Origin of the sequence: Bacillus sp. N5-665, from assembly GCF_022637375.2 — a bacterium.
Taxonomy (GTDB): Bacteria; Bacillota; Bacilli; order Bacillales; family Bacillaceae_G; genus Bacillus_A; species Bacillus_A wiedmannii.
On the sequence record NZ_CP093325.1, the window covers coordinates 1,279,870 to 1,302,643 of the forward strand.

At 36.4% G+C, this 22,774-nt stretch carries 23 protein-coding genes and 1 other annotated feature; of the genes, 18 read left to right on the top strand and 5 right to left on the bottom strand.

Annotated features, from left to right (window positions below; all coding sequences use genetic code 11):
• Window positions 1-11 precede the first annotated feature (11 nt).
• Complete coding sequence (gene sdaAA, locus MNO09_RS09100) at window positions 12-890, top strand: L-serine ammonia-lyase, iron-sulfur-dependent, subunit alpha (protein ID WP_000489470.1); 879 nt, start codon at window positions 12-14, stop codon at window positions 888-890.
• Window positions 891-941: 51 nt separating this feature from the next.
• Here the strand turns inward: sdaAA and proI are convergent, their stop codons facing one another.
• On the bottom strand, window positions 942-1,781 hold the full coding sequence (gene proI, locus MNO09_RS09105; protein WP_000027261.1) for a pyrroline-5-carboxylate reductase ProI: 840 nt from the start codon (window positions 1,779-1,781) through the stop codon (window positions 942-944).
• Window positions 1,782-1,946: 165 nt separating this feature from the next.
• On the opposite strand from proI, the gene MNO09_RS09110 reads away from it, so the two are divergent.
• Entirely contained in the window at window positions 1,947-2,900 is a 954-nt protein-coding gene (locus MNO09_RS09110) for an MBL fold metallo-hydrolase (RefSeq protein ID WP_000125143.1), read from the top strand.
• A 9-nt stretch (window positions 2,901-2,909) separates the two neighbouring features.
• Window positions 2,910-3,704, top strand: a complete 795-nt coding sequence (locus MNO09_RS09115) for an SDR family oxidoreductase (RefSeq protein WP_000147808.1) — start codon at window positions 2,910-2,912, stop codon at window positions 3,702-3,704.
• A gap of 30 nt (window positions 3,705-3,734) precedes the next feature.
• Here the strand turns inward: MNO09_RS09115 and MNO09_RS09120 are convergent, their stop codons facing one another.
• On the bottom strand, window positions 3,735-3,920 hold the full coding sequence (locus MNO09_RS09120; RefSeq protein ID WP_001003210.1) for a YqzH family protein: 186 nt from the start codon (window positions 3,918-3,920) through the stop codon (window positions 3,735-3,737).
• A 224-nt stretch (window positions 3,921-4,144) separates the two neighbouring features.
• On the opposite strand from MNO09_RS09120, the gene argC reads away from it, so the two are divergent.
• The 7 genes from argC to MNO09_RS09155 all read left to right on the top strand — a co-directional run bounded on the left by argC (window position 4,145) and on the right by MNO09_RS09155 (window position 10,320).
• Complete coding sequence (gene argC, locus MNO09_RS09125; RefSeq protein ID WP_000861234.1) at window positions 4,145-5,182, top strand: N-acetyl-gamma-glutamyl-phosphate reductase; 1,038 nt, start codon at window positions 4,145-4,147, stop codon at window positions 5,180-5,182.
• A 10-nt stretch (window positions 5,183-5,192) separates the two neighbouring features.
• Window positions 5,193-6,416 (top strand): bifunctional glutamate N-acetyltransferase/amino-acid acetyltransferase ArgJ, encoded by a 1,224-nt coding sequence (gene argJ / locus MNO09_RS09130; protein ID WP_000598466.1) that lies wholly within the window; start codon window positions 5,193-5,195, stop codon window positions 6,414-6,416.
• Window positions 6,417-6,427: 11 nt separating this feature from the next.
• Window positions 6,428-7,195 (top strand): acetylglutamate kinase, encoded by a 768-nt coding sequence (argB, locus tag MNO09_RS09135; protein WP_001286780.1) that lies wholly within the window; start codon window positions 6,428-6,430, stop codon window positions 7,193-7,195.
• Window positions 7,192-8,352, top strand: coding sequence for an acetylornithine transaminase (gene argD, locus MNO09_RS09140; protein ID WP_000200520.1), 1,161 nt, complete (start codon window positions 7,192-7,194; stop codon window positions 8,350-8,352). Before argB ends, argD begins: the two co-directional genes overlap by 4 nt.
• A gap of 12 nt (window positions 8,353-8,364) precedes the next feature.
• Entirely contained in the window at window positions 8,365-9,315 is a 951-nt protein-coding gene (gene argF / locus MNO09_RS09145) for an ornithine carbamoyltransferase (protein ID WP_000108893.1), read from the top strand.
• Window positions 9,316-9,494: 179 nt separating this feature from the next.
• A complete protein-coding gene (locus MNO09_RS09150; RefSeq protein WP_033657731.1) occupies window positions 9,495-10,055 on the top strand; it encodes a DUF2062 domain-containing protein in 561 nt (186 codons plus the stop codon).
• A gap of 58 nt (window positions 10,056-10,113) precedes the next feature.
• Window positions 10,114-10,320, top strand: a complete 207-nt coding sequence (locus MNO09_RS09155) for a hypothetical protein (protein WP_000291951.1) — start codon at window positions 10,114-10,116, stop codon at window positions 10,318-10,320.
• A gap of 24 nt (window positions 10,321-10,344) precedes the next feature.
• Here the strand turns inward: MNO09_RS09155 and MNO09_RS09160 are convergent, their stop codons facing one another.
• Window positions 10,345-10,791 carry a MarR family winged helix-turn-helix transcriptional regulator gene (locus MNO09_RS09160; protein ID WP_000445818.1) on the bottom strand — a complete coding sequence of 149 codons (447 nt, stop codon included), beginning with the start codon at window positions 10,789-10,791 and terminating at the stop codon, window positions 10,345-10,347.
• Between the two features lie 74 nt (window positions 10,792-10,865).
• A complete protein-coding gene (locus MNO09_RS09165) occupies window positions 10,866-11,645 on the bottom strand; it encodes a GDSL-type esterase/lipase family protein (RefSeq protein ID WP_000755846.1) in 780 nt (259 codons plus the stop codon).
• A 362-nt stretch (window positions 11,646-12,007) separates the two neighbouring features.
• Here MNO09_RS09165 and cpdB point away from each other — a divergent pair, with 362 nt between their 5' ends.
• Window positions 12,008-14,332 carry a bifunctional 2',3'-cyclic-nucleotide 2'-phosphodiesterase/3'-nucleotidase gene (gene cpdB, locus MNO09_RS09170; RefSeq protein ID WP_000748626.1) on the top strand — a complete coding sequence of 775 codons (2,325 nt, stop codon included), beginning with the start codon at window positions 12,008-12,010 and terminating at the stop codon, window positions 14,330-14,332.
• Window positions 14,333-14,382: 50 nt separating this feature from the next.
• Here cpdB and nhaC read toward each other — a convergent pair whose 3' ends face one another.
• Complete coding sequence (nhaC, locus tag MNO09_RS09175; RefSeq protein WP_000253740.1) at window positions 14,383-15,756, bottom strand: Na+/H+ antiporter NhaC; 1,374 nt, start codon at window positions 15,754-15,756, stop codon at window positions 14,383-14,385.
• Window positions 15,757-16,033: 277 nt separating this feature from the next.
• Window positions 16,034-16,253: a binding site (T-box leader), on the bottom strand.
• Between the two features lie 142 nt (window positions 16,254-16,395).
• Between nhaC and MNO09_RS09180 the strand changes: the two genes are divergently transcribed.
• From MNO09_RS09180 to bioB, 7 genes are all read left to right on the top strand, one after another.
• Entirely contained in the window at window positions 16,396-16,752 is a 357-nt protein-coding gene (locus tag MNO09_RS09180) for a hypothetical protein (RefSeq protein WP_000726893.1), read from the top strand.
• A gap of 122 nt (window positions 16,753-16,874) precedes the next feature.
• Window positions 16,875-18,263, top strand: a complete 1,389-nt coding sequence (gene bioA / locus MNO09_RS09185) for an adenosylmethionine--8-amino-7-oxononanoate transaminase (protein ID WP_088107359.1) — start codon at window positions 16,875-16,877, stop codon at window positions 18,261-18,263.
• Window positions 18,263-18,991 (top strand): dethiobiotin synthase, encoded by a 729-nt coding sequence (bioD, locus tag MNO09_RS09190; RefSeq protein ID WP_070169112.1) that lies wholly within the window; start codon window positions 18,263-18,265, stop codon window positions 18,989-18,991. Before bioA ends, bioD begins: the two co-directional genes overlap by 1 nt.
• Window positions 18,957-20,144 carry an 8-amino-7-oxononanoate synthase gene (gene bioF, locus MNO09_RS09195; RefSeq protein ID WP_088107358.1) on the top strand — a complete coding sequence of 396 codons (1,188 nt, stop codon included), beginning with the start codon at window positions 18,957-18,959 and terminating at the stop codon, window positions 20,142-20,144. The genes bioD and bioF overlap by 35 nt, the downstream gene beginning before the upstream one ends.
• Window positions 20,141-20,881 (top strand): alpha/beta fold hydrolase, encoded by a 741-nt coding sequence (locus MNO09_RS09200; protein ID WP_000661270.1) that lies wholly within the window; start codon window positions 20,141-20,143, stop codon window positions 20,879-20,881. The genes bioF and MNO09_RS09200 overlap by 4 nt, the downstream gene beginning before the upstream one ends.
• Complete coding sequence (gene bioC, locus MNO09_RS09205; protein ID WP_000608936.1) at window positions 20,847-21,656, top strand: malonyl-ACP O-methyltransferase BioC; 810 nt, start codon at window positions 20,847-20,849, stop codon at window positions 21,654-21,656. Before MNO09_RS09200 ends, bioC begins: the two co-directional genes overlap by 35 nt.
• A 1-nt stretch (window position 21,657) precedes the next feature.
• Window positions 21,658-22,656, top strand: coding sequence for a biotin synthase (gene bioB / locus MNO09_RS09210; RefSeq protein WP_000815837.1), 999 nt, complete (start codon window positions 21,658-21,660; stop codon window positions 22,654-22,656).
• Window positions 22,657-22,774 lie beyond the last annotated feature (118 nt).

Consider the following 22,774-nt stretch of genomic DNA (forward strand, 5'->3'; position numbering starts at 1 on the left):
GGGGACACACCATGTTTCGGAACGCAGCGGAACTAGTGGCGCAAGCTAAAGAACAAAATGTAAAAATCGCAGAAATTATGATTCAATGTGAAATGAAAACAAGAAGTATTTCACGTGAAGAAGTAATTGCTGGTATGGAAAAGAACTTAGTCGTGATGGAGCAAGCAGTAGAACGTGGTATTCGCGGAGTGAAATCACCAACTGGTTTAACTGGCGGAGATGCTGTAAAAGTTCAGGCGTATATGAATAGCGGAAAAGGCTTATCTGGAGATACGATTTTGGACGCGGTGAGTAAAGCTGTTGCAACAAATGAAGTAAACGCAGCGATGGGAATTATTTGTGCAACACCAACAGCAGGGTCTGCTGGAACAGTGCCAGGTGTACTGTTTGCACTGCAAGAAAAATTACAGCCGACACGCGAAGAGATGATCGAATTTTTATTTACAGCAGGAGCTTTCGGTATGGTTGTTGCGAATAATGCTTGTATTTCCGGCGCGGCAGGAGGTTGCCAGGCTGAAGTAGGTTCAGCAAGTGGAATGGCAGCAGCAGCAGCAGTTGAGATGGCTGGTGGAACACAAGATCAAGCAGCTACAGCGATGGCGATTTCATTAAAGAATATGCTTGGTTTAGTATGTGATCCTGTTGCAGGGCTTGTAGAAGTACCTTGTGTAAAACGTAATGCAGCAGGAGCTGCGAATGCGATGATTTCAGCTGATTTAGCATTAGCTGGCGTAACGAGTACAATTCCATGTGATGAAGTGATTGAGGCGATGTTTAGAATCGGACAAACGATGCCAGTAGCACTTCGTGAAACAGCTGAAGGTGGACTTGCAGCAACACCAACTGGTCGCCGTCTGCAGGAAGAGATTTTTGGGAAGACTAATAACTAAACAATATATGTTAATAAAAAATGGAGCTCAAGTAAAATTGAGCTCCATTTTTTATTTTTCTTTTGTTAGTTGTTCTAATGTTTTCCCAAGATTATGTGATCGTTGTGTAGCCTGTGTAATACAAGAAATAAGTGCTTGTTGAAATTTATGTTCTTGTAATACTTCAATGCCTGCTTCGGTCGTTCCGCCAGGAGAAGTAATTTCCTTTCGCAAAACAGAAGGGTGTTTTTCACTTGCTTTTAGCATTTCAGCAGCACCAATCATCGTCTGAAGAATAAGTGACTTTGCAACATCTTCTTTTAAACCAATTGTTTTTGCGGCTTCTTCCATCGCTTCCACTACGTAATAAATATAAGCAGGCCCACTTCCAGATAATGCAGTGACAGCATGCATATCTTCTTCCTCTACAACAGAGACGAGACCGATCGTTTCAAATAAAGCTATGGCAGTCTGAATATGTTCCGCTGTTGCATGTTTTGAAGGCGAGATAGCAGTAGCTGATTTTAAAATAGCTGCAGATGTATTTGGCATCGCACGAATAATTGGAACATCTTTTTGAAGCAGGTTTCTAATCGAGTGAGTAGAAACACCTGCTAATAAGGAAATAATAAGCAGGTTATTATGTATATCTTCTTTAAAAGGAGTAAGTGCTTCTGCAACATCCTTTGGTTTCATTGCTAGAAAAAGAATAGTTGTATCAGTAAGTAGCTCTTTTTTATTATGCGTACCTTTGACGCCATATTTTTTATGTAGCTCCTGCAATCTTGTCTCGTTAGAACGATTACTTACGGTAATTTGTTCGCCTTTCACAACATTTGCATGTAACAAGCCACCAATAATAGCTTCGGCAATAGAGCCTGCACCGAGAAAGGAAATGTTTTGAATAGACATGATGTTCCTCCTTTAAGTTTGGTTAGAAATTCTTATAAATGTACATACATTCGTTTTTTTATAGGAAACACCTCTTTTTATCTGAAAATAATGACAAATATATATAGAAGTTGTAAACTGAAGAAGTATTCATTTTTGAACCGGAAAGAGACAGGGGGGCTAAGCATGACGGCGATTCACCGAATGGAGATTCCTGTGCCATTTGCAGTTGAAACTGTGAATGTGTTTTTAGTTGAGGGGGAGACATTAACATTAATTGATACAGGGACGAATACAGAAGAGGCAAGAAGTGCGTTAGAAAGGCAATTAGGTACATTAGGATATGCGATAGAAGATATTAAAACAGTAGTCATTACGCATCATCATGCGGATCATTGTGGGCTTTTAAATATATTTTCTGAGAAAACGAACATTATTGGACATCCTTGGAATGAGCCTTGGATCACGCAAAATCCAAAATTTTTAAAGTGGTATCATGAGTTTTTTAGAGAGACAGCTTTGCAATTTGGTGTTCCAGCGGCATTTTTGAAAGACGAGGCGTTATTGACGACGAAGACACTTAAATATTCTTGTAATAGATCGTTAACGCATACTGTGAGAGAGGGAGATCGTATTGATTCTTTACCTGGATTTACAGTAATCGAAACACCAGGTCATGCTTCCACTCATATTTCATTATATAGAGAATCTGATGGAATATTAATTGGCGGGGATGCTCTCATTAGTCATATTTCTTCGAATCCCATATTAGAACCACCATATGAAGGACAAACAGAAAGGGCGCGCCCGTTATTACAATATAATCAAACATTAAAGCGTTTAAGTGAAATGAATATTTCGCGCATTTTATCAGGACATGGAGAAGATGTTCTAAATGTGAAACAACTTATTGAAACGAGATTACAAAAGCAAGAAACACGTGCGTTTAAAGTGCTTGAGTTATTAAAGGAAAAACCAATGACAGCATTTGAAGTATGTGTAAAACTATTTCCGGTATTATATAAGGAGCAATTGCCGCTTACTATTTCAGAAACTGTTGGACAATTAGACTTTTTAGCATATAATCAACAAGTGATGATTGATGAATCTTCGCAACAATTGATTTATTATGCAAAGTAGGTGACAGCAATGACGGGACGTTTACAAAATAAAGTAATCGTCATTACAGGTGCTTCTAGTGGAATTGGAGAGCAAGTTGCAATGCAAGTTGCAGAGCAGGGGGCGACTCCAGTATTAATGGCTAGAACAGAAGAGAAATTAAAAGCGTTAGCAGAGAAAATTAAAGAAACTTATAATACGCCTTGCTATTATTATGTATTAGATGTAAGTGAAGAGACGGAAGTACAATCTGTTTTTTCAAAGGTATTACAAGAAGTGGGACGTATTGATATATTAGTAAACAATGCGGGATTTGGTATTTTTAAAACATTTGAAGATGCGTCAATGGATGAAGTGAAAGATATGTTCCAAGTAAATGTATTTGGATTAGTAGCTTGTACGAAAGCGGTACTACCCTATATGGTGAAAAGGAACGAAGGACATATTATTAATATTGCTTCACTTGCTGGGAAAATTGCAACTCCGAAATCGAGTGCGTATGCAGCGACGAAACATGCAGTACTAGGATTTACGAATAGTTTACGCATGGAGTTGTCTAGTACAAATATTTTCGTAACAGCGATTAATCCAGGTCCGATAGATACAAACTTTTTTGAAATAGCGGATCAATCCGGTACATATGTGAAAAATATGGGACGTTATATGTTAAAGCCGACGTATGTAGCAGAGCAAATTGTAAAATCGATGCAAACGAAAAAGCGTGAAGTAAACTTACCGAAATGGATGGGCATTGGTCCGAAATTGTATGCTCTATTCCCAGGTTTATTTGAGCGTGTTGCAGGTAAATCATTAAGTAAAAAATAGGAGATTTCCATATGGAAATCTCCTATTTTTTTATTTTCCAGTCACATAATCGTAAACGATATCTTCAACTGCCTCGTATACATCAATTTCAGTATTTGAATGAATTATCGTTTGAATATGTTTAATTAGCATTTCCTGATCCTCATTTGACATAGGATTACATTGATATTGTTGAAAACTTTTTATGATCATTTTCTCAATTAATTTCTCATTCATGTTTTTCCCCGCCTGTATGTATACATGTATTGTTTTATTGTACTTGAAGTGAAATGAAAAAACTACTATACACTGTTTCTGTATAAAAATTCGGTTGTGTATATTGTTTTTCTAGTAAAATTAAGTTTTTTAAGTTTGTAAAATTTATAAATATTTAATTGACTCTATAAATATACAATATTATAATCATACTTAATTTAAAGAATCGATATGAGGAGGAGCATATGAAAGTCGCAATTATTGGAGCAACTGGGTATGGAGGTATTGAGTTAATTCGGTTATTAGAGCAACATCCATATTTTTCGATAGCCTCTCTCCATTCTTTTTCGCAAGTTGGCGAGTGTATAACAAATGTATATCCGCATTTTCAAAATGTTCTTGTCTATACGTTACAAGAAATTGATGTTGAGGAGATAGAGAAGAAAGCAGAAATTGTATTTTTAGCAACCCCAGCAGGAGTGTCGGCAGAGTTAACTCCAAAATTATTAGCAGTAGGTTTAAAAGTAATTGACCTATCTGGAGACTTTCGTATGAAAGATCCTTCGACATATGAACAGTGGTATAAAAAGGGAGCTGCAAAAGAAAAAGTTCTTAAGGAAGCTGTATATGGGTTAAGTGAATGGAAAAGGTCCGAGATTCAAAATGCAAATTTAATTGCAAACCCAGGATGTTTTGCTACAGCCGCATTATTAGCGATATTGCCGTTAGTACGTAGCGGCATGATTGAAGAAGATTCCATTATTATTGATGCGAAATCAGGAGTATCTGGAGCGGGCAAAACGCCAACAACAATGACTCACTTTCCTGAGTTATACGATAACTTGCACATTTATAAAGTAAATGAGCATCAACACATTCCTGAGATTGAGCAAATGCTTGCAGAGTGGAATAGGGAAACGAAGCCAATCACGTTTAGTACACATTTAATACCGATATCACGAGGGATTATGGTTACACTTTATGCGAAAGTAAAACGAGAAATGGAAATAGAACAACTTCAAAAATTATATGAAGAAACATATGAACAATCGGCTTTTATTCGAATTCGCACGCAAGGAGAGTTTCCAAGTCCGAAAGAAGTGAGGGGATCAAATTATTGTGATATGGGGATAGCTTACGATGAAAGAACAGGAAGAGTGACAGTCGTTTCTGTTATAGACAATATGATGAAAGGTGCGGCTGGGCAAGCGATTCAAAATGCAAACATAGTAGCGGGACTAGAAGAAACAACAGGTTTACAACATATGCCGCTTTATCTATAAGGGGGACATGATGATTAAAGTAGAGTCTATAACAAAATTAGAAAATGGTTCAATTGTAACGCCAAAAGGCTTTTCGGCAATCGGTACTGCAAATGGTTTAAAAAAAGAAAAAAAGGATTTAGGTGTAATCATTTGTGAAGTGCCAGCATCATGTGCCGCCGTTTATACAACGAATCAAATACAAGCAGCCCCGCTGCAAGTAACGAAAGATAGTATAGTAGCTGAAGGGAAATTACAAGCGATTATCGTCAATAGTGGAAATGCAAATGCTTGTACAGGAATGAAAGGATTACAAGATGCGTACGAGATACGTGCATTAGGGGCCGAACATTTTGGAGTGAAAGAAAATTACGTTGCAGTAGCTTCAACAGGTGTAATTGGTGTTCCTTTACCGATGGATATAATCCGAAAGGGAGTTGCAAATCTTATCCCGACGAAGGAAGTAAGTAAAGCACGTTCTTTTGCTGAAGCGATTTTAACGACGGATCTTATAACGAAAGAAACGTGCTATGAGATGAAGATTGATGGGAAGAAAGTGGTGCTTGCTGGTGTTGCTAAAGGTTCAGGGATGATTCATCCGAATATGGCAACGATGCTGAGTTTTATTACGACAGACGCTCATATAGAGCATGATGTATTGCAAATAGCATTATCACAAATAACGAATCATACATTTAATCAAATTACGGTGGATGGAGATACTTCTACGAATGATATGGTCATCGTTATGGCAAGTGGATTATCAGAAACGAAACCAATCAATATGGAACATGCAGATTGGGAAACTTTCGTATTTGCTTTACAGAAGGTATGTGAAGATTTAGCAAAAAAAATTGCACAAGATGGTGAAGGTGCTACGAAGTTAATAGAAGTAAATGTGCTAGGGGCTCGAACGAATGAAGAGGCAAAGAAAATTGCAAAGCAAATAGTCGGTTCGAGTCTTGTGAAAACAGCAATACATGGTGAAGACCCAAATTGGGGGCGAATTATTAGTAGTATGGGACAAAGTGAAGTAGCGATTCATCCAAATACAATTGATATTACACTTCAATCTATCGCTGTGTTAAAAAATAGTGAACCTCAAATGTTTTCTGAAGAGGAAATGAAAAAGAAATTAAAAGAACATGAAATTATGATTGACGTGTATTTACATTTAGGAGAAGAAACCGGATCAGCTTGGGGCTGTGACTTAAGCTATGAATATGTGAAAATAAACGCTTGTTATCGTACATAAGGAGAGGGAAGATGAGCGATTATATTGTAGTGAAATGCGGCGGTAGTATGTTGGATCAATTAAATGATGTGTTTTTTGATTGTATAAAGAAATTGCAACAGAAGTATAAAGTAGTGATTGTCCATGGTGGCGGCCCAGAAATTGATGCGCAATTAAAAGATTGTAACATCAAAGTAGAAAAAAGAGATGGGTTACGAGTAACACCAAAAGAAGTTATGGATGTTGTTCAAATGGTGCTATGCGGAAGTACGAATAAAAAACTCGTAATGAAGTTGCAAAGGCATAATTTACTTGCAGTAGGTTGTTCAGGGTGTGACGGCAATTTACTTCAAGTTCAACCTGTCAGCGAAGAAATAGGATATGTGGGAGAAGTAAGTTATGTTGAAACAGCCTTACTAAAAGGGTTAATAAATTTGAATTATATTCCTGTCATTGCTCCGGTTGGGATAAATGATAATGAGATTTATAACATAAATGCGGATACCGCTGCAGCTGGAATTGCAGCCGCGTTATCCGCAAAAGAACTCATTTTTATTACGGATGTAGATGGGATATTACATGAAGGAAAGTTAGTAAAGAAAACGGATGAATTTGAAATTGTTACTTTTATAGAAAAAGGAGTTATTACAGGCGGGATGATCCCGAAAGTACAGGCGGCACTAGCATCATTAAAAATGGGAGTGCAAAAGATAAGTATTGTGAACGGTACAAAAGATTTTACTGAAGTTACGGGAGATTGTATCGGAACGACGGTAACGAAAGGAGTAAGTATCGTATGACAAGTCATCTTTTTCAAACGTATGGGAGAAGAAATATTGAGTTTGTAAAGGGGAGTGGAACGGAAGTCATTGATAAAAATGGTAAGCAATATTTAGATTTCACATCAGGAATTGGCGTATGTAATTTAGGTCATTGTCACCCTACTGTTATGAAAGCTGTACAAGAGCAACTTCATGATATATGGCATATATCTAACCTGTTTACAAATAGCTTACAAGAAGAAGTCGCGTCATTATTAACAGAAAATATAGCATTAGATTCTGTTTTTTTCTGTAATAGCGGGGCAGAGGCGAATGAGGCAGCTTTGAAGCTAGCCCGTAAGCATACTGGAAAATCTCTCGTTATAACATGTGAGCAGTCTTTTCACGGTAGAACATTCGGAACGATGAGTGCGACGGGACAAAATAAAGTGAAAGAAGGGTTTGGTCCGCTCCTTCCGTCTTTTTTACATATCCCTTTTAACGATATAAAGGCGTTAGAGGAAGTAATGAATGAAGAAGTCGCGGCAGTTATGATAGAAGTTGTTCAAGGAGAGGGAGGAGTCATACCTGCTAATCTATCTTTTTTGAAAGCAATTGAAACATTATGCAATAAATTCGGTTCCTTATTTATTATTGACGAAGTACAAACAGGGATTGGAAGAACAGGGACATTATTTGCTTATGAACAAATGGGAATACATCCTCATATCGTTACTACCGCTAAGGCGCTTGGCAATGGCATTCCCATTGGAGCGATGATTGGCCAGAAAGAACTTGGAACATCGTTTACTGCAGGATCACACGGTTCAACGTTTGGTGGAAATTATATTGCAATGGCTGCAGCGAAAGAAGTATTGCAAGTAAGTAAGAATCCATCATTTTTAAAAGAGGTAAAGGAAAAGGGTGAGTACGTATTAGAGAAGTTGCGAGAGGAATTACGACATGTTGAATATATTCAAAATATACGTGGTAAGGGGCTTATGATTGGGATTGAGTGTAAGCATGAAGTTGCAAGTTTTATAGAACAACTAGAGAAAGAAGGACTTCTCGTATTACAAGCAGGGCCTAATGTGATAAGACTATTACCGCCACTTATTGTAATGAATGAAGAGTTAGAACAGGCAGTATATATGATAAAAAAAGTAGTTTGTACAAAAAACGTATCAATCATATAAGGGGGAAGTTTCATGTCAACTGTACAAGTACCGAAATTAAATACGAAAGATCTTTTAACGCTAGAAGAACTGACGCAAGAAGAAATCATTTCTTTAATTGAGTTCGCTATATATTTAAAAAAGAATAAGCAGGAGCCTTTATTACGAGGCAAAATATTAGGGCTTATCTTTGATAAACATTCAACTCGTACTCGCGTATCTTTTGAAGCAGGAATGGTACAGCTCGGAGGACATGGCATGTTTTTAAGTGGGAAAGAGATGCAAATTGGAAGAGGAGAGAGCGTTTCAGATACTGCGAAAGTATTATCTCATTATATTGATGGGATCATGATACGTACATTCTCACATGCCGATGTAGAAGAGCTTGCAAAAGAATCGAGCATTCCTGTTATTAATGGATTAACGGACGATCACCATCCTTGTCAGGCGTTGGCAGATTTAATGACAATATATGAAGAAACAAATACATTTAAAGGAATAAAATTGGCTTATGTAGGTGATGGGAATAACGTATGTCATTCATTGTTGTTAGCGAGTGCAAAAGTTGGAATGAATATGACTGTTGCGACGCCTGTAGGATATGAACCGAATGAGGAAATTGTAAAAAAAGCGTTAGTGATCGCTGAAGAAACAGGAGCTGAAATTGAAATTTTGCATAACCCTGAATTAGCAGTGAGTGAAGCAGATTTCATTTATACTGACGTTTGGATGAGTATGGGGCAAGAGGGAGAAGAAGAGAAATATACTTTATTTCAACCTTACCAAATCAATAAAGAACTTGTTATGCATGCAAAGCAAACATATCGTTTCTTACACTGTTTACCTGCCCATCGTGAAGAAGAAGTAACAGGAGAAGTTATAGATGGAACACAGTCTATCGTATTTGAGCAAGCTGGTAATCGATTGCACGCGCAAAAAGCATTATTAGTAAGTTTATTTAAAAATATAGAAGAACTTTCCTGAATGATGTGCACCCCAATTGTTAGGTACGAATAACAATTGGAGGTGTGCTTTTTTATATTGAAATGTCGTATGTATATTTGGTTAATCATCTCTATATCATTTATAATAAAAAGAGTAAACTACATTTGTTTTTCATATCATGTAAGGACATACTAGATAGAAAAAATATAGTTAAAGAGATGATGAATTTGAAAACAACTAAGAAAACATATTCGTTTTTTCAGCGGATGTGGAGAATATTAAAGTTTCAATATTATAAGTTGCTTCGATCACCAGAAGGAGCAAAGAAAGTATCATTAGGTTTTGCGATTGGTTTTGGTTTAGAGATGTTGGTTATATATACGGCATCGCTCGTATATGTAATATTTTATCCGATCGTCCGATTAGCAAAGGGATCTTTTCCTGCTGCGGTTATTGGCAATATTATTGGGAAAATATCGTTTCTACCGATATTTTTATTTCCATTTGCTTATGCGTTAGGAAAAATGATATATCCATTTCATGTACAAAAAATACATCATGAACCATTTACGATATCTGACTTGTTTTCGAGTCATATTTTTACGATATTAAAGGGTTTAGTGCAGAGTGAAGTGTATGTATTAATTGGAATGACAATTTTAGGAGTTGTGTTTGGGGGAATTTCATATTTCGTTGTGCATTATTTATATGAAAAGAACCGTAAGCTACGCTTGAAGAATAGAAAGAAACGAGTGAGAGAACCACTCGTGCAAATATAAAGAGTGTCACATTCATTTTCTCCTTTGAATATGTTTAAGAAAAAGGGGGAGAGAATGAATGTATTATTATTACGTACCGCAAGTATACCCATATGTAAATTATTATCCTGTTTATGATATGAGTAGACAATACGAATTATATCGACAACAACAATTACAGCAATTACCACAAATACCACAACAACAGCCTACGCAAGAACAAAAACCATATTTAACGACATGGCCATATTCAAATGTGTACTATGGTAATTATTACGAATCATAAAGCTGCTTCTATGTAGAAGCAGCTTTATTCGTTTGTTTTCAAAATTAAATTTTGAATGGTTTGAAGAGAGTGAATGAGCTTTTCGCGCTCTTCCTCAGATAATGTTTGGAAATTTTCTTTTAATTTGTCTAAAATGAATTGTTGATACTGATTTACTAACAATTTCCCTTCAGCTGTTAGGGAAATTAAAATGACCCGTCGATCTTTTTCGCTATAATGACGCTCTATTAGTTCTTCTTGAATTAGTTTGTTTAATAGAGGTGTCATGTTAGGCCGTGAAATCGCTAGCCGCTTGCCGATTTCGGAAACTGCTAATGTGCCATTTTCATGCAGAAGTAGCAATACTTGTGTATGTGATGGCGGCATATGTCTTTGAGAAGAAAATTCTCCAGGAAGCATAAATTTGCGATAAAAAAGAGGCACTAGCGAAAGAAGATGATCAACAATACGTTCCCACTCGCGTGATTCCATATAAAGGCCCCCTTCCACACTATCATTGTAACAAAAAAGACATGGTATAAAAATAGAATTGTTTCATAGACGCTTTAATATTTGTAGGATAACACTTGCTTTGTAAACGTATTAGCAATAATCGTGTAGCCGTTATCATTTGGGTGTACTTGGTCAAAGAGTAAATCTTTTTTATCATTTGATATTAATTTACGAATTGGTAAAACGATAGATGGTTGATTTGCTTTTGAAATGGAATAAACGGATTCATTCCAGCCATCTAAAAACATATCTGCATAACTGGAGATGGAGTCATCGAGTTGTAACGGATTATAGAGTTCTGAGAGAATGAGTAAAGCGTTCGGATTTTGATCTCGAACTGTCTTTACAATATTTTTTATATCCGCTTCAAAATGAGCTTTTTCTTTATTTAACATTTTAATACCATCTATAACACCGACATCACGATTTAAACGGAATAAATTATTTCCTCCAATATTAATTGTAATGATATTTGCAGCTTTAATTTTTTGCTTTACATCTTCTGATTGCACTTTTTTAGCGAGACGATCTGTTGTAAGGCCGTTTACCCCAAGGTTTTCTACGGTAATTGGTTTATGAATTTGTGCTTCTATTTGTCTAGAAGCTAATTCAGCAAATCCCCCTTGTGTCGATCCATATCCTTTGGCGAGCGAATCACCTAGTACGAGATGATAAAAGGAATCGTTTGTTTGCTTATCAATCCAACTTGGAGTAGATGTTTTTTCTGTATTTTCTTCGGGTTCATTTTGTTTTGTCTCATCGTTCTTTTCAAAATAAGAATAAGAAATGATTAGAAGGAGGAGACAAACAATTGTTAAGATGACTTTTTTCATAAATTCATCCTCCTTGTAATTGGTAATTGTATCATATTCAGCAGTATTAACAATGTAAGGGCATATTATATGTTTATGAAAAGTTTACAACAACTTTACAGAAAATTTGTAGAAGTATGTCAAAAAATATTGACGATATGAAAGTACATTATATATGATAATGTCAGATAAGGTGAAATTTTAATGAGTAGGGCTTTATTTCTCGCTAATTAAAGTTTCACTAATCGGGCGTTTAAGGGGACTACTCATTAGCGCAGGATGAAATGAAAATCTTGTCTCTAATAGAAGAAAAAAGGTATGTGGTTAGAGGCAAATAGAGGTTTATTTCATTATTTTTGGTAATTGTATAAGGGGGATTTTTTGTGAAAAAGTCAAAAAAAATGCTAGCTGGAGCAACTCTTGCTATTGGTGTAATAGCACCACAAGTGTTGCCAACAACAGCTCATGCGGATGAGAACAACGGGGAGAGTACGGTTAACTTACGAATTCTAGAAACATCAGATATTCACGTTAACTTAATGAATTACGATTATTATCAAACGAAAACAGATAATAAAGTAGGTCTCGTGCAAACAGCAACACTTGTTAATAAAGCACGTGAAGAAGCGAAGAATTCTGTCCTATTTGATGATGGGGATGCATTACAAGGGACACCGCTTGGAGATTATGTAGCTAATAAAATAAATGATCCGAAGAAGCCTGTGGATCCTAGTTATACACATCCATTATATCGTGTAATGAATTTAATGAAGTATGACGTCATCTCTCTTGGGAATCATGAATTTAACTACGGTTTAGACTATTTAAACAAAGTAATTAGTAAAACAGAGTTCCCGGTTATTAACTCGAACGTCTATAAGGATGATAAAGATAATAATGAAGAGAACGACAAAAACTACTTTAAACCATATCATGTTTTTGAAAAAGAAGTAGAAGATGAATCAGGTCAAAAGCAAAAAGTGAAAATTGGCGTAATGGGATTTGTTCCACCTCAAGTTATGAACTGGGATAAAGCGAATTTAGAAGGAAAAGTGAAAGCAAAAGATATAGTTGAAACAGCGAAGAAAATGGTGCCAAAAATGAAAGCAGAAGGTGCAGATGTTATCGTTGCACTAGCGCATTCCGGTGTTGATAAGAGTGGATACAACGTTGGCATGGAAAACGCGTCGTATTATTTAACAGAGGTTCCTGGTGTAGATGCAGTATTAATGGGACATTCACATACTGAAATGAAGGATGTATTTAATGGTGTTCCAGTTGTAATGCCTGGTGTCTTTGGAAGTAACCTAGGTATTATTGATATGCAATTGAAAAAGGTAAACGGAAAATGGGAAATACAAAAAGAGCAATCGAAGCCGCAACTGCGTCCGATTGCTGATAGTAAAGGGAATTCATTAGTACAATCCAATCAAGAATTAGTTAATGAAATTAAAGATGATCACCAAGCGACAATTGATTATGTCAATACAGCTGTAGGAAAAACGACAGCGCCAATTAATAGTTATTTCTCATTAGTACAAGATGATCCTTCTGTACAACTTGTAACAAATGCACAAAAATGGTATGTAGAAAAGTTATTAGCTGAAAATGGACAGTATAGCAAATATAAAGGAATTCCAGTTTTATCTGCAGGCGCACCATTTAAAGCAGGTGGCCGAAACGGTGCTACATATTATACGGATATTCCAGCTGGAACGTTAGCGATTAAAAACGTTGCAGATTTATATGTATATCCAAATACGTTATATGCTGTAAAAGTAAATGGTGCACAAGTGAAAGAATGGCTTGAAATGTCTGCAGGTCAGTTTAATCAAATTGATCCAAAGAAAACAGAAGAACAGCCGTTAGTAAATATAGGCTATCCTACATATAACTTCGATATTTTAGATGGCTTAAAATACGAAATTGATGTAACACAACCAACGAAATACGATAAAGATGGAAAAGTTGTAAATGCAAATACGAATCGTATTATAAATATGACATATGAAGGTAAGCCAGTAGCTGACAATCAAGAGTTCATCGTCGCTACAAATAACTATCGCGGAAGTAGCCAAACGTTCCCAGGTGTAAGTAAAGGAGAAGTTGTATACCAATCACAAGATGAAACACGTCAAATCATTGTGAAGTATATGCAAGAAACACCAGTTATTGATCCAGCAGCAGATAAAAATTGGACGTTTAAACCGATTGTTGCAGATAAATTACATACAACATTCGATTCTTCACCAAATGCACAAAAGTATATAAAGAAAGATGGGAAAATATCATATGTTGGACCATCTGAAAATGAATTTGCTAAATATGCAATTGATATAACGAAGAAGAACGATGATGATAAGGAAACTGGTGGAGAGAATCCAACAACACCGCCAACAGGTGAAGGAAATAATGGAGGAAATCCAACGACACCACCAACAGGTGAAGGAAATAATGGAGGAAATCCAACGACACCACCAACAGGTGAAGGCAGTAATGGAGAAAATCCAACGACACCGCCAGGATCTGGACAAACTACAACGGATAATCAAAACTCAAAAGAAACAACAACAACTGTAAGTGAAAAGAAAGAAGAACGTGATTTACCGAAAACAGGTACAAGTGTTGCTTCTACAATTGGAGCAGGCTTGGCGTTTGTTGGAGCGGGATTACTTCTGTTATTTAGAAGAAAGAAAGCAAATAGATAGTCGAGAAATATAAAAAAGGATTACCGATTCAGGTAATCCTTTTTAGTATATTATGAAACTGTTACTGCTTTTTCTTTCTTCCATGAAAGGCCAAATCCAGTAAAGCCGACGATAATCGTTAAGACTGGGCAAGCTAAACAGAAAATTGCGTATGGAAGGTAATCGAATGTTGGAACGCTAAGGACGTTTGTTAAGAATACACCACTTACACCCCATGGTACGAGCGGGTTAATAACTGTACCTGCATCTTCTAATACGCGTGATAAATTACGACGCTCTAAACCGACTTCATCGTATTTATTAGCAAATGCTTGTCCTGTTAAAACGATGGATAAGTACTGCTCACCAAGTAAGAAGTTTACACCAATTGCAGTTGAAGCAGTAGAAATAATTAAGCGTGTACTATTTTTTACAAAGCTAGAGATGATATTCATTAGTTGCGTGATAATACCCATTCCTTGTAATAATCCTCCCATACAAAGAGCTAGGAAAATAAGGGCAATCGACATCATCATGCTTTGTAGACCACCGCGAGATAGTAAGCTATCAATGTCTTTAATACCAGTTTTAGAAACGTAGCCGTCTTGCATAATTTTCATTAAATCAGCTAAAGAAGTGCTAGGTTTAAAAATAAAGAGAATAATAATTCCTACCACAATTCCTGCAAGCAATGTTGGAACAGCTGGAACTTTTTTAAATGCGAATAGGAACAGTAATAAAATTGGAATAAGTGTAACGATAGAAATCGTTGCATTTTTCTCTAATGTGCTAATAAAGTTTGTGAAGTCAACGTCTCCACTCGTACCGCTTCCTAAAATGAAAAATGCGATAAAAGCAATAATGAAAGCTGGAACTGTTGTCCAAAGCATGTTACGAATATGCTCAAATAAATCTACACCCGTTACAGCAGGAGCTAAGTTTGTTGTGTCAGATAAAGGAGACATTTTATCTCCAAAGAATGCGCCAGAAATAATTGCACCAGCGATTAGAGCCGGATCGTATCCGAGAGCACTACCCATACCCATAAAGGCAAGTCCTACAGTTGCGGCAGTTGTAAAGGCGCTACCGATACTTGTTCCAACAATTGCACAAACTACAAAAACAGTTGGAACGAAAACTTTAGGAGATACAATCTGGAAGCCGTATACCATTAAAGTTGGAATTGTTCCAGCAGCGATCCAAACACTAATTAATACGCCTACCAGTAAGAAAATAAAAATAGATGGAATACCAGCTGAAATACTACTGATCATCCCTTTTTCCATAGTAGACCAAGAGATTTTTTTCATAAATCCAAATGCTAATAAAAGAACGATACCAAATAAAATTGGGATGTGTGGTGAAACTTCTAATTGGATAACACTAAAGCCAATACAGAAAAAGATAAATAATGTTAAAAGAACAGATTCAATTTTTGAAACCATTGTTTTTCCCTCCTAAGTAATCTAAAATAGCTCTTTTTTATATAAAATTCGCCAATATTGTGTATTTCCTTCTAAAATTTAGAATTTTGTGACAAATTACCGGTAATTGTTGGTCCTTCAATATGATACGGAAATGATTGGATAAAAAAACGTCCCTGCATATAATTATGCAGGGACGAAGAAATCGCGGTACCACCCTAGCTTGTGAAATGAATGTATCACAAAATAAAGGGTCGTATGATATGCGCCAATAAAATAAAAACGCCCCTGCAATATATGCAGGGACGAAAAATTCGCGGTACCACCCTAAATTGTGAAACAGTTTCGTTTCACCACTCTTTAGATATAACGGTCTATAACCGTCTTTCACTACTCCTTACGTTTCGCAAAAGAAGCTCCAGGGGTAATTCATAATTCGCTCTGTACTGGTTCGCACCGACCACCAGCTCTCTGAAATCAGAAATCGAAATACTACTAAATCCTATCAATGCCGATTCATATGATGTTAATTAAATTTTTATCACATTTTCATCTTATATGTCAATAAAAATGTTCAATATTTTTTTAGGGAAATAAAGGTTAAATGTTTTTAATGTTCTAAATTTGTACGTTATAATGAATTTGAAAGGGGAGGAAAGAGTGAAGAAAAAAATAATTCTTTTTACCACCTTACTAGTCATTGGCGGAAGCGCTGGAATTTACACAGCTTTTGCAGCTGAATCAGAGCAGGCGAAGCAAAAGCAAATACAGCAGTCAGAAGTGAAGAAAGTGAAAGAAACGGAAGAGAAGAAGTCGATGGAAAAAGCAGCTGAGAAACTAGGAGTTTCTACTGATGGGAAAACAAAAGAAGAAGTTACGAAAGAAGTAGATAAGGCTAGATTTGAGCAGCGTCATGATTTATTAATTGAGCACGCTAAGCAACTTGGAATTGATACAGAAGGAAAAAAAGATGAAGAGATTATTTTAGAAATCGGAAAGTTACAACACGGAAAGTAGAACAACTTATCGTATGATAAGTTGTTCTTTTTTAAGAACTATTTGATTTAAAAATAATTGACAGTCATTTAAATTTAATGTTAACTTTATTTATAAATTAGTTAACATTAGGGGTGACAATTGTGACTGTTAATAGTAATACGACTGAAAAATCGTCTTATACATATGAAGAATTATCGGAGAAAAATAAAGCTTATGTATGGCATCCGTTTACACAAATGAAAGATTATTTAGAAGAAGATCCTGTCATTATTGAACGTGGAGAGGGAAGAAAGCTATACGATGTAAATGGAAATGAATATTGGGATGGTGTTTCATCTATTTGGTTAAATGTTCACGGACATCAAGTACCAGAATTAGATGAAGCAATTCGTGAGCAATTAAATAAAATTGCCCATTCTACTATGCTAGGACTTGCTAACGTTCCATCTATTTTATTAGCAGAAAAAATAATTGAAGTTGTGCCAGAAGGTTTGAAGAAAGTATTTTATTCAGACTCCGGTTCTAGCGCCGTTGAAATTGCAATTAAGATGGCCTTTCAATATTGGCAGCATAAAGGAAAACCGAAGAAACAAAGATTTGTTACATTAAAAGAAGCATATCACGGTGATACAATTGGAGCTGTTTCAGTAGGAGCGATAGACTTGTTTCACCAAGTGTATAGTTCACTTTTATTTGAGGCAATTAAAATGCCGTATCCATATACATATCGTTCTCCTTATGGAAATAATAAGGAGGAAATTGTGAAAAAACATTTAGAAGAAATGGAAGAGCTGCTGAAAGAAAAGAATGAAGAAATTGCGGCGATTATTGTAGAGCCTTTAATGCAAGGTGCTGGCGGTATGATTACAATGCCAAAAGGATATTTAAAAGGGCTACGTAATTTATGTACAAAATATAACGTTTTATTTATTACAGATGAGGTAGCGACTGGATTTGGGCGTACCGGGAAAATGTTTGCATGTGAACATGAAAATGTAACGCCAGACATTTTAACAGCCGGAAAAGGTTTAACAGGTGGATATTTACCAGTTGCAATCACCGTAACGACAGATGAAATTTATAATGCCTTTTTAGGAGACTATGAAGAACAAAAAACGTTTTTCCACGGTCATAGTTATACAGGGAATCCGTTAGGGTGTGCGGTAGCCATTGCGAATCTAGAGCTATACGAGAAAACAAATTTAATAGAAGAAGTGGCACGTAAGACAGAATATGTAGCGACGCAATTAGAATCGCTCTTTGCGTATAAACATGTAGGGGATATTCGTCAGTGCGGGTTAATGGTTGGAATTGAACTTGTGAAGAATAAGGAAACGAAAGAAGCATTTGAATGGACAGAGAGAGTCGGTGTTCAAGTGTGTAAACGTTCAAGAGAGCTGGGCATGATTTTGCGACCACTCGGTAATACGATTGTATTTATGCCTCCTCTTGCTTCTACAATGGATGAGATTGACGATATGTTACATATTTTGTATAAAGCAATCTCGGATGTTACGGAGGGAGAATAATGAACGGTTTTTTTGTAACAGCAACGGATACTGAAGTGGGGAAAACTGTAGTTGCCGGTGCATTAGTAGGTGTATTTAGAGAATTGGGATATAACATCGGGGTATATAAACCGTTGCAAAGTGGACATGTTGCATCAAATCCAGAGGGAGATGCAGCAAGGTTAAAAGCATTATCAGGGGTACCGACAAAAGAAGATGAAATTTGCCCTTATTCTATTGAAGAGCCTCTTGCTCCGAGACTTGCCATGAAAAGAGCTGGAAGAGTAGTACATTTAAAAGACATTACTGATCATTATAATGAACTCTTGAAAGAGTTTAATAGCCTATTTGTAGAAGGAGCAGGTGGACTGGCTGTTCCATATACAGAAGACGCTTTAGTAATTGATTTCGCAAAGGAATTACAGCTTCCCCTTATTATAGTCGCACGCCCTACATTAGGAACAGTAAATCATACAGTTTTAACGATTGCTTATGCAAAGGCACAGGGCTTAACAGTAGCAGGTGTAATTTTATCCGGCTGCAAAGAATGTGAAATGGAAAGAGTACAAGAAAATAAAGAAATGATTGAAGAGCTAAGTGGGGTACCGGTTTTAGGTTTATTACCATTCTTTGAAGGTGCGTTTACAAAAGAAGAAGTCTTGGAATCTGCAAAAGAGTATATAATGATTTCAAAATTAGAGGAGTTCATCCGAAATGAATCAAACGTGGCGCACACATCTTCAATCTAAATTGCAACAATTAAATGAGCAAGGGCAGTATCGCAATTTGCACGTAACAGAACAAGCAGAAGAGACATGGCTTATTCGAGATGAAAAAAGGATGCTAAATTTAGCGTCAAATAATTATTTAGGGTTAGCTGGAGATGAGAGGTTAAAAGAAGCTGCTATTGCATGCACAAGAAAATATGGAACTGGGGCGACGGCATCAAGGCTCGTTGTAGGAAATTATTCGCTGTATGAAGAGGTTGAGAGAAGTATATGCGATTGGAAAGGCACTGAAAAAGCCTTAGTTGTAAATAGCGGATATACCGCAAATATTGGAGTGATTTCTTCATTAGCCTGTCGTCACGATATTGTGTTTAGTGACAAATTAAATCACGCAAGCATCGTTGATGGAATTATATTAAGTGGAGCAGAGCATAAAAGGTATCGTCATAATGATTTAGATCATTTAGAGAAGCTGTTGCAAGTAGCACCGCCAAAAAAGAAGAAATTAATCGTAACAGATACTGTTTTTAGTATGGACGGTGATACTGCATATTTAAGAGATTTAGTGCAAATGAAAGAGAAATATGGAGCAATGATTATAGTTGATGAAGCACATGCGAGTGGGATATATGGAATTGATGGAGCAGGATTGTCCCATATAGAAAAAAATATTGCTCAAAATATTGATATACATATGGGGACGTTTAGCAAGGCTTTAGGGTGTTATGGTGCGTATTTGACAGGTGATGCAATGTATATAGAGTATTTACAAAATATGATGAGAAGCTTTATTTTTACTACTGCTTTACCACCAGGAATGTTAGGGGCGGTACAAAAAGCAATTGAAATTGTGAGAGAAGATAATGAAAGAAGAGAGAGACTTATAGAGAATGGAGCATATTTTAGGACACATTTGCAAGAAGCTGGTTTTGATATTGGGGATAGCTCAACTCATATTGTACCGATTGTAGTCGGTTCAAATGAAACAGCTTTACGGTTTAGTAAAAGGTTGCAAGAGGTAGGTATTGCAGCAATTGCAATTCGTCCACCAACGGTTCCAGTTAATAGTTCACGGGTCCGTTTTGCGGTTACGTCTCAACATACAATAGCTGATTTGAAATGGGCTATTCAGCATATTATACGCATTGGTAAAGAAGAGGGGTTTTTCGTATGAAAGAGCTAAAGATTATTTTTATTCCTGGGTGGGGAATGGAAGAAGGTGTTTGGACTTTAGTTCTGCCGTATTTTAAAGGATATTCTGTTCAATGTATCAATTGGCGTAATGTGAAAGAACAAAGTGAATTTGCGGGGCGAATAATAGATGTAGCAAAAGATGAAAATGTAATTTTAGTTGGATGGTCACTAGGAGCGTTAGCAGCAGTTCAAGCTCATAAAAAGGTTAAGGCAAAAGGTATCGTACTAATTGGTGGTACTGCCAAATTTACAAATACGAGCGATTATACGAGTGGATGGAATGCTTTGCATGTAGAACGGCTGAAAAAGAATGTAGCGAGAAAGAAAGAAGATACGCTCAAGCGGTTTTATGAAAATATGTTTACAAAAGATGAGCTGAAAGAGAATACAAGGTTTGAAGATATGATAAGACGCTTTAAAGGTGATTCTATTCAGTCTTTGCAATTAGGTTTGGAGTATTTAATAGAAGCAGATATGAGAGAAGAACTGAAAGAAATTAAAGTCCCTATACTACTTATTCACGGAGAGCAGGATGTAATTTGTCCATTGTCTGCAGCACGTATTATGTCTGAGAATGAGACTGCCACGCTCAAGATAGTAAGTGAGGCTGGACATGCATTATGTGTAACAAATTTCGAATATTGTGGAAGTGAGATAATTCAATTTGTAGAGGGGATACGACATGATCAACAAAACGTTACTTCAAAAACGGTTTAACGTGGCAGCTGTATCCTACGATCAATATGCAAATGTACAAAAAAAGATGGCACATTCATTACTTTCTACATTGAATCGGCGATATAGTGCAAATTCAACGATACGTATTTTAGAACTTGGATGCGGGACAGGATATGTTACAGAGCAATTGTCAAACTTATTTCCGAAAGCGCATATTACAGCCATTGATTTTGCTGAAAGTATGATTGAGGTTGCGAAAACTAGACAAAATGTGAAAAATGTAACGTTTTACTGTGAGGATATCGAAAGATTACGATTAGAAGGAACGTATGATGTCATTATTTCGAATGCTACATTTCAATGGCTAAATGATTTAAAACAAGTGATAAGAAATTTATTTCATCATTTGTCTATAGATGGGATATTACTCTTTTCAACGTTTGGACATGAAACATTTCAAGAATTGCATGCTTCGTTCCAGCGGGCGAAAGAAGAAAAAAATATACAAAATGAAACATCGATTGGGCAACGTTTTTATTCGAAAAATCAGTTGCGCCATATGTGTGAAATAGAAACAGGGGATGTGCATGTTTCTGAAACATGTTACATAGAGAGATTTACAGAAGTTAGGGAGTTTCTACACTCTATTCGAAAAGTAGGAGCGACTAATAGTAATGAAGAATCATATTGTCAAAGTCCCTCACTCTTTCGTGCGATGCTTCGCATATACGAAAGAGACTTCACGGAAAATGAAGGGATAGTGGCGACGTATCATGCTTTATTTATGCATATAACAAAAGAGGGGAAGAGATGAAATGAAACAAGTACAAACAAAAAGGGATTGGAAAAAACTTGCACATGACGTAGTAGAAGAGAAAATGATTACGAAAGAGGATGCAATTGCGATATTAGAAGCTGATGATACAGAAGTGTTAGAAATTATGAATGCAGCTTACATCATTCGCCATCATCACTTTGGTAAGAAAGTAAAATTGAATATGATTATTAATACGAAATCTGGATTATGTCCTGAAGATTGCGGATATTGTTCACAGTCTATTATTTCAGAGGCGCCGATTGATAAATATGCATGGCTAACGCAGGAAAAGATTGTAGAAGGAGCACACGAAGCAATTCGCCGTAAAGCAGGTACATATTGTATTGTGGCATCTGGTCGTCGTCCGACGGATAAAGAGGTGAATCACGTAATTGGAGCAGTTAAGGAGATTCGTGAAACGACAGATTTAAAGATTTGTTGTTGTTTAGGTTTCTTAAACGAAGATCAAGCAGGACGTTTAGCAGACGCGGGTGTACATCGTTATAACCACAACTTAAATACACATGCAAATAATTACGAAAGCATTTGCTCCACTCATACGTATGACGATCGTGTTGATACAGTTCAAAAAGCAAAACAAGCGGGCATTTCACCATGCTCTGGGGCAATTTTTGGAATGGGGGAGACAATAGAAGAACGTGCTGAAATTGCATTTGAATTACAACGTATAGACGCAGATTCAATTCCATGTAATTTCCTTGTTGCTGTAAAGGGTACGCCGCTTGAAGGACAAAAAGAATTAACGCCGGTAGAATGTTTAAAAGTGCTGGCGATGATGCGTTTTGTAAACCCAACGAAAGAAATTCGCATTTCAGGGGGACGTGAAATCAATTTACGTTCTGTACAGCCAATCGGTTTATTTGCAGCAAACTCTATTTTTGTTGGAGATTACTTAACGACAGCTGGACAAGAACCGACTGCAGACTGGGGTATGATTGAAGATTTAGGGTTTGAGATTGAAGAATGTGCATTATAAGATAGATAAAAAGCAAACTTGTAAAAGAGTTTGCTTTTTTTGTAAATAAAATGTAATAAATAGTTGTGAAAGCTTGATACTATTGGTTTTTGAGCGAAAAAAAGAATTTTGGTGGACG